Source organism: Streptomyces roseochromogenus subsp. oscitans DS 12.976 (assembly GCF_000497445.1).
Classification (GTDB): Bacteria; Actinomycetota; Actinomycetes; order Streptomycetales; family Streptomycetaceae; genus Streptomyces; species Streptomyces oscitans.
The window spans coordinates 6,064,141-6,072,126 of sequence record NZ_CM002285.1 but is presented as its reverse complement, the minus strand read 5'-3'; the positions used below and the strand labels follow the sequence as shown (position 1 = coordinate 6,072,126).

The window sequence follows — 7,986 nt, the reverse complement described above, 5'->3', positions numbered from 1 at the left end:
CGTGGCGCTGCTGTCCGTCGCCGAGGACGCCGCCTGGCACCATGTGCACCTGCTGCTGGCCTCGGCCATCGCCGCCCGGCCCACCGGAGCGGCCCCCGACAGCGGGCTCGGCGACCTGTTCGCGCTGGCCGACGCGATCGCGACGGCGACCGGCGGGGCCACCGCCATCGAGGACCCCCGGCAGCGGATCCTCGCCTACTCGACCGTCCACGGGCAGCCGGTGGACGAGGACCGCCGGCAGGGCATCCTCGGCCGGCAGGTGCCGGCCAGCGCGGAGAACACCGAGCAGTACCGGCGGCTGTTCGCCGCCGTCCGCCCGATCGGGCTGCCCGCGCTGTCCGCCGGCGACCTGCCCCGCCTCGCGATGCCGGTACGGGCCGGCGGGGAGACGCTCGGCTCGGTCTGGGTGATCGACGGCGGCTCACTCGCCCCGGACGCCGAGGACACCCTCGCCCAGGGGGCCTCCACGGCCGCCCTGCTCCTGCTGCGGGCCCGTGCGGCCCAGGAGCTGGCCCGGCACCAGGGTGGCGAACTGCTGCGCCGTCTGCTGGACGGCACGGCGGCGGACGCGGCAACGGCCGCCGAGCGGCTGGGGGTTGCCGGTCCCGCCCGGGTGGCGGCCTTCGTGCTGGACTCCGCAGCCGGCGTCCCGGACACCGAGCGCACGGCGCTGCGTCTGCTGGACGTCGTACGGCTGCAGTGCGAGGCCCGCTACGGGCGGCACGCGGGCGTGCTGGTGGACGGGGTGGTGTACGCGGTGCTGCCCGGCCCCGGAGAACGGCATCGCACGCTCGCCGAGGACATCGTGGCGCGGGCCGGGCAGGCGTTGCGGGTGCCGGTGCGGGCGGCGCTCGGCGAGGTCGTGCCGGACGCGGCGGGGCTCGCGGACTCACGGGCGGACGCGGACCTGGTGCTGCGGGTGCTGGACGCGGAACTGCCGGTGGCCACGGTGGACGAGGTGAGGGCGCGCGTCACCCTGCTGCGCCTGTCCGAAGTGATGGGCGAGCGGCGGGAGTTGAGCGCGGGCGCCTGGCGGCGGGTGCTCGCGTACGACGCCGGGCACGGCACGGAGTACGCGCGCACCCTCGTCTCCTGGTTCGACGCGGGCTGCGACATGGCGGGCGCGGCGAAACTCCTCGCCGTGCACCCCAACACCTGCCGCTACCGGCTCAGACAGCTCCAGCAGCACGCCGGGGTCGATCTGGACGACCCCGACGAACGGCTGGTGCTGTGGCTGCAGTTGCGGGCGCTGGCCGGCCTCAGCTCAGCCACGCCCTGAGCCCGGCCTCACACCGCTCCAGGTGCGCGACCGGGACGTACTCCCCCGCCGTGTGGGCGAGGGACGGGTCCCCGGGGCCGTAGTTGAGCGCGGGCACGCCCAGCGCCGCGAACCGGGCGACGTCCGTCCAGCCGAGCTTGGGCCGCGGCTCGGCCCCGAGCGCCGCGACGAGCCCGCCGACCCGGTCGAGGTGGGGCGGCGCCCCGGCGACGACTTCCGTGACGCGGACCTCGTACTCCGGGAAGAGGGCGCGTACGTACGCCTCCGCCTCCTCGGGTGAACGACTGGGTGCGAAGCGGCAGTTGACGGTGACGACACACGCGTCGGGTACGACGTTCCCGGCGACCCCGGCCCGTACGGCGACGGCGCTGAGCCCCTCCCGGTACTCCAGCCCGTCGACCACGACGCGCTCCGCCCGGTGCGCGTCGAGCCGCCGCAGAACCTCACCGGCCTTGTGGGCGGCGTTGACGCCCTGCCAGGCGCGGGCGGTGTGGGCGCGGGTGCCCTCGACCACGATGTCGGCGGTGAGGATGCCCTGACAGCCGGCCTCCACACCGGCGTCGGAGGGTTCCATGAGGACGGCGAGTCCGGCGTCCGCGAGCAGGTCGGGCCGCTCGGCCCCGATGCGGGCGAGCCCGTTCCTGTCCCCTTCCACCTCCTCGCACTCGTAGAAGACGTACGTGAGGTCGCGGACGGGCGCGGGCACGGTCGCGGCCAGCCGCAGCGCCACGGCGACCCCGCCCTTCATGTCGCAGGCGCCGAGCCCGTGCACACGGCCGTCGGCGAGCCGCGACGGCAGGTTCCCGGCGGCCGGGACGGTGTCCAAGTGCCCGGCGATCAGGGCGCGTTCGGCGCGGCCCAGCCCGGTGCGGGCGACGACGGAGTTGCCGACCCGCGCGACGCTGAGGTGGGGCAGGCCGCGCAGGGCGGTGTCGACGGCGTCCGCGATGACGTCCTCCCGCCCGCTCTCGGAGGGCAGGTCGACGAGGGCGCGGGTGAGGGTGACGACGTCGGCGGTGAGGTCGAGTGCGGGGATGCCGGGGGCGGTCATGCGGGGTCTTCCTGGAGTGCGGAGTCTTCCTGGGGTGCGGGGTCTTCCCGGCGGCTGTCGAGCCCGTCGGGCCCGTTGAGCTTGGAGTGCCGGATGCCGTAGAGGCCGTAGACGACGAGCCCGGCCGCCAGCCACGCGCCGAACGCGATCCAGGTGTCGGCACCCAGGCTGCCCAGCATGTAGACGCAGAAGCCGACGCCGAGGAGGGGTGTGACGGGCGAGAACGGCACCCGGAAGGAGCGCGAGGTGCCGGGGCTGCGCCGGCGCAGCAGTACGACCGCCAGGTTGACCAGCATGAACGCGAACAGCGTGCCGATGCTGGTGGCGTCGGCGAGGCTGCCGAGCGGCACGAGAGCGGCGAGGACCGCGATGAAGCCGGACACGATCACGGTGTTGGCGCGGGGTACACCGGTACGGGGATGCACCTTGGCGAACAGCGGCGGGACGAGCCCGTCCCGGGCCATCGCGAAGAGGATGCGGATCTGCCCGTACTGCACGGTGAGCACCACGCTGGTGGTGGCGACGACCGCGCCGACGGACAGCAGGATCGGCCACAGGCTCCCGCCCCCGACGGACCGCACGAGCACCTCGCTGAGCGTGGCCTCGGTGCCCGCGAACTGCTTCCACGGCATGGCGCCGAGCGCGGCGACCGCGACGAGGACGTACAGCGCGGTGACGAGGACGAGGGACAGGATGATGGCGCGGGGCAGGTCTCGCTGCGGATTCCGGGCCTCCTCCCCCGCGGTGGAGGCGGCGTCGAAGCCGATGTAGGAGAAGAAGAGGGAGGCCGCTCCGGCGCTCATGCCGGCGGCGCCGAGCGGGAAGAGCGGGTGGAAGTTCCCGGCCCGGAAGGCGGTGAAGGCGACGGCGCAGAAGAGGACGAGGGCCGCGATCTTGACGCCGACCATGATCGTGTTGGCGACGGCGCTCTCCCTGGCCCCGCGCAGCAGGACGACCATGGCGAGTACGACGATGAGGGCGGCGGGGATGTTCAGGGTCCCCCCGGCCCCGGGCGGGGCACTGAGCGAGTCGGGGAGGGTGACTCCGAAGGTGAGGTCGAGCAGCTCATTGACGTACTGCCCCCAGCCCACGGCGACGGCGGCCACGGACACCCCGTACTCCAGGATCAGACACCACCCGCACACCCAGGCGACCAGCTCGCCGAGGGTGGCGTAGGCATAGCTGTACGAGGATCCCGAGCCGGGGATCATGCCGGCCAGCTCGGCGTACGACAGCGCCGAGAACAGGGCGGTGACGCCGGCCAGCACGAAGGAGACGACGACGGCGGGGCCCGCCTCCGGCACGGCCTGGCCGAGCACCACGAAGATTCCGGTGCCGAGCGTCGCACCTACGCTGAGCAAGGTGAGCTGGGCCACACCCATGGTCCGCCTGAGCGGGCTGCCGCCCGCTTCGCCGACCAGCGTGTCCACGGTTTGCCGCCGGGTGAGCCGACGTCTTGTAGCTTCCACCGCGCTGTTCCCTCCGCCTTGGGGCTGTTTGGCCCCTGATGATGCGGAGGTACGGGCGGGGTCGGGTGAGCCGATCGGCCAAAGCTGGGGGTTGACTCTTGGCCTAATGGGCAAGGGGGCGGCGGGGAGCGTTGCCGAGTGCGGGTGCGTGGGGGCTGGTCGCTGCCCCAAGTTCTCGGCTTCGCGCAGTACCGTCGGCTTCGTAGTGCCGCTGCCGGCGCCGGTAAGCGCTCCCCACCCGGTCGGCACAGCGCGGGGCGACCCGTCAGCGCAGGGCCTCGGCGACCTCGCGGGCCGCTTCCACCACCCTCGGCCCCACCCGCTCCGGTACGGAGTCCGCCAGCATCACCACACCCACACTGCCCTCGACGCCCGTGACCCCGACCAACGGCGCCGCCGCCCCGCTCGCCCCGGCCTCCAGCTCCCCGTGCGTGAGGGTGTACCCCGGCCCCTCGGCCGGCGACTGCCGAGCGGCCAGGATCGCCCGGCCCGCGGCCCCCCGGTCCAACGGATGCCGGAATCCGGCCCGGTACGCCACGTGATAGTCGGTCCACGTCGGCTCGACCACGGCGACGGCCAGCGCCTCCGTCCCGTCCACCAACGTCAGATGTGCCGTCGCCCCTATGTCCTCGGCGAGCGACCGCAACGCCGGCAACGCGGCCTCCCGTACCAGCGGATGCACCTGCCGCCCGAGCCCCAGCACCCCGAGCCCGACCCGGGCTCGTCCGCCCAAGTCGCGCCGTACGAGCGCGTGTTGCTCCAATGTGGCGAGCAACCGGTACACCACGGTACGGTTCACGCCCAGCTTCGTGGACAGCTCGGTGACGGTCAGCCCGTGGTCGGTGTCGGCCAGCAGCTTGAGGACACGCAGTCCCCGGTCGAGCGTCTGAGAGGTCTCCGCGGTCACGACGCCCACTCCTTCGGTGGTGAGGTCGGCGACCCCCTGAGCGGCGAATGCGTCACCGAGTCCCGTCGGCGACGCGCTTCAGAGGCCGCCGATCGGCAGTACGGTCCGGCGGCTCCGGGCCAAGTCGCTTCACGGCTGCGCTCCGCGGCGGCGCTGCCACGGGGCGTGTGCGTAGCGGGACAGTAGCGAAGCAGGTTCGCTCAGCGGAAGTCTCAGTCCAGAATCCGGGCAAGACCAGATCCGGCCTGCTGCGATTCGTCCGGGTACGCACATGCCCCAGGAACCTGCACGCCGGCTTACCTCATCCGCGTGGCCCACTCCTGCACCTTGGCGATCCGCTGCCGCAGCTGCCCCGCCGTGGCCTCCGCACTCGGCGGGCCCCCGCACACCCGCCGCAGCTCGGTGTGGATCACCCCGTGCGGCTTGCCGCTCTGGTGGACATACGCGCTGACCATCGTGTTGAGCTGCTTGCGCAGCTCCATCATCTCCTTGTGGCTGACCACCGGCCGCCGCTCGGCGGGCAGCTCCAGCAGGTCGGCCTCGGCGTCCGGTTTCTTACGGCTGTGCGCGATCTGCCGGGCCTGCCGCTTCTGCAGCAGCATCTGCACCTGATCGGGCTCCAGCAGCCCGGGAATCCCGAGGTAGTCCTGCTCCTCCTCGCTCCCGGGGTGGGCCTGCATGCCGAACTCGGCGCCGTCATAGAGCACCCGGTCGAAGACGGCGTCGGACTCCAGCGCCTCGAACGGCAGCATGTCCTGCTCGCCGGTGTCCTCGTCCTGCTGCTTGTTCGCCTCCTCCATCTCCTTCTCGGATTCGGCGTACGGGTCCTCCTCGCCCTCCTTCTTCGGCTTGTCGAGGGCGTGGTCCCGTTCCTTCTCCATCTCGTTGGCGAAGGTCAGCAGGTCAGGGACGGTCGGCAGGAAGACGGACGCGGTCTCGCCGCGCCGCCGGGACCGTACGAAACGCCCGACGGCCTGAGCGAAGAACAGCGGGGTCGAAATGGTGGTGGCATACACCCCCACCGCGAGCCGCGGCACGTCGACGCCCTCGGACACCATCCGCACGGCGACCATCCACCGGTCGTTGCTGTCGCTGAACTCGTCGATCCTCTTCGAGGCGCCGGCGTCGTCGGACAGCACGAGCGTGGCCTTCGTACCGGTGATCTCGCGGATCAGCTTGGCGTAGGCGCGGGCGGAGTCCTGATCGGAGGCGATGACGAGGGCACCGGCGTCCGGTATGGCCTTGCGGACCTCGGTCAGCCGCTGGTCGGCGGCGCGCAGCACGCTCGGCATCCAGTCGCCGCGCGGGTCGAGCGCCGTACGCCAGGCCTGGCTGACCGCGTCCTTGGTCATCGGCTCGCCGAGCCGGGCGGCGACCTCGTCACCGGCCTTGGTACGCCAGCGCATGTTGCCGCTGTAGGAGAGGAAGATGACCGGCCGGACGACCCCGTCCGACAGGGCGGACCCATAGCCGTACGTGTAGTCGGCGGCGGACCGCCGGATCCCGGCGTTGTCCTCCTCGTACGTCACGAAGGGGATGGGGTTGGTGTCGGACCGGAACGGCGTACCGGTGAGCGCGAGCCGGCGCGTGGCGGGCTCGAACGCCTCCAGACAGGCCTCGCCCCAGGACTTGGAGTCACCGGCGTGATGGATCTCATCGAGGATGACCAGGGTCTTGCGCTGCTCCACCCGATTCCGGTGGAGCATGGGCCGCACGCCGACACCGGCGTAGGTGACGGCGACCCCGTCGTACTCCCTGCCGAGCGGCCCCGCGCTGTACTCGGGGTCGAGCTTGATCCCGATCCGGGCCGCCGCCTCCGCCCACTGCTTCTTCAGGTGCTCGGTCGGTGCGACCACGGTCACCTGCTGCACGACGTGGTGGTGCAGCAGCCAGGAGGCGAGCGTCAGGGCGAAGGTGGTCTTGCCGGCACCGGGCGTGGCGACGGCCAGGAAGTCACGCGGCTGCTCCTGGACGTACTTCTCCATCGCCCCCTGCTGCCAGGCACGCAGCTTACTGGCGGTACCCCAGGGGGCCCGGCCGGGAAAGGCGGGCGAGAGGTGGTGCGAGTGCGCGGAGGAAGCGGTGGTGGTAGTCACGGTCTCCATAGGGATGGGGCTCGTCTTGTGGGGCTCAGGGTGCTCGGCTACGTATGACAACCGGGCCACCCTACCGGCGCCACCCCACCGTCCACGCCCGGACGAGCCCGGGTGACCCACGGGTGGGACCCACGTCACAGCCCCCGCGACCACCCCACGATCACCACCACAACCCCGACGCCCCCAGAAACCCCCTCTCCTCCCTTTCATGAACGCCGTATGGCAGTCCCATTGCAGCCCCGCACGTCCCCTTGAGCCGCCCCGCACCCTCCCCATAGCTTCGTTTCCACGAACACGGCCGTGTGCCCGAGTGGTTTAGGGGCTCGCCTGCAAAGCGAGTTACGTGGGTTCGATTCCCGCCACGGCCTCTGGCGGCTTGACCAGGCAAAACGAACGGGCGGCACTCCTTTCAGGGTGCCGCCCTTTCGATCGTCCGTCTCAGTTCCCGTCTCAGTTACGGATGCCTCCGCCCCTCCTTCACCGTGAAGCATGCGAAACGCTCCCCCAGGAGGGGCGCGGGGTAGCACAATCGACACTCCGGCGCTGCCGACGCACAACAGCACGACGTCACCGGGGAGGGTGGGGATGGATCCGGAGTGGGTCTCACTCTTGGGAGCGTTCGGGGTGTCCGCCGCAGCCCTGTTGGTCAGCGAGAAGCTACGCAGCATCCTGCGCACCATTTTCCGAAGGCCCAGAGAGACGTCTCTGCTCGTGAAAGAGCCTGACGGAAGGCGAGTCATCGAGATCAGAGGGCCAGCGAACCTCAGCGCGGTAGAGGCGGAGGCACTCCTCAAGGCGTGGCGTGAGGCTGCACGAAAACCCCCGACAGTAGAGGACACCCCGGCGTCGTCAGGTGAGAGTGTTCAGCGCGCCGCGGGGGCCGAGTCTGATGAGTGAAGGCATGGCCAACCCGGGCACAAGCATCGACACGACTCAAACGCCAACAGCGGCTACTGCTACCGACACCGCAGCCGTCACCACGGTGACCGCCCATTTCAAGTTGGTCTTCCTCAGCGTGACGCTGATAACTGTGCTCACTCTCGCAGCCAGCCTGTACATAGGAATCTTCGTGGAGAAGCCCACGGAGGCTGCGAAGTCTGCGATGGACACCTGTTCCACGCTCGCGAACCTCGGCTTCGGTGCCATGGTCGGTCTCTTGGGTGGTAAGGCCGTGAACTAGCGAG

General features: G+C 71.4%; 7 protein-coding genes and 1 tRNA gene. 4 read left to right on the top strand and 4 right to left on the bottom strand.

Translation table 11 applies throughout. The features are described from left to right. Positions 1-1,279, top strand: a 1,279-nt coding sequence (locus M878_RS48935) for a PucR family transcriptional regulator (RefSeq protein WP_023550169.1), incomplete at its 5' end; no start/stop codon positions are given. Here M878_RS48935 and dapE read toward each other — a convergent pair. The 4 genes from dapE to M878_RS75800 all read right to left on the bottom strand — a co-directional run bounded on the left by dapE (position 1,260) and on the right by M878_RS75800 (position 6,811). Beyond that, complete coding sequence (gene dapE / locus M878_RS75815; RefSeq protein ID WP_023550168.1) at positions 1,260-2,330, bottom strand: succinyl-diaminopimelate desuccinylase; 1,071 nt, start codon at positions 2,328-2,330, stop codon at positions 1,260-1,262. The two genes, M878_RS48935 and dapE, sit on opposite strands and share 20 nt — an antisense overlap. Beyond that, the gene (locus tag M878_RS75810) at positions 2,327-3,799 is read right to left on the bottom strand and encodes an amino acid permease (RefSeq protein ID WP_037730195.1); all 1,473 of its coding nucleotides are present in this window, start codon (positions 3,797-3,799) and stop codon (positions 2,327-2,329) included. The genes dapE and M878_RS75810 overlap by 4 nt, the downstream gene beginning before the upstream one ends. A gap of 265 nt (positions 3,800-4,064) precedes the next feature. Then, positions 4,065-4,706, bottom strand: coding sequence for an IclR family transcriptional regulator (locus tag M878_RS75805; protein ID WP_023550166.1), 642 nt, complete (start codon positions 4,704-4,706; stop codon positions 4,065-4,067). A gap of 296 nt (positions 4,707-5,002) precedes the next feature. Continuing rightward, positions 5,003-6,811 (bottom strand): DEAD/DEAH box helicase, encoded by a 1,809-nt coding sequence (locus M878_RS75800; protein ID WP_023550165.1) that lies wholly within the window; start codon positions 6,809-6,811, stop codon positions 5,003-5,005. 287 nt (positions 6,812-7,098) lie between these two features. Between M878_RS75800 and M878_RS75795 the strand changes: the two genes are divergently transcribed. From M878_RS75795 to M878_RS75790, 3 genes are all read left to right on the top strand, one after another. Next, positions 7,099-7,170 (top strand) — tRNA-Cys (locus tag M878_RS75795). A 217-nt stretch (positions 7,171-7,387) separates the two neighbouring features. After that, positions 7,388-7,699, top strand: a complete 312-nt coding sequence (locus M878_RS97720) for an Asp23/Gls24 family envelope stress response protein (RefSeq protein WP_158692779.1) — start codon at positions 7,388-7,390, stop codon at positions 7,697-7,699. A 4-nt stretch (positions 7,700-7,703) separates the two neighbouring features. Next, a complete protein-coding gene (locus M878_RS75790) occupies positions 7,704-7,982 on the top strand; it encodes a hypothetical protein (RefSeq protein WP_023550164.1) in 279 nt (92 codons plus the stop codon). Positions 7,983-7,986: the final 4 nt, after the last annotated feature.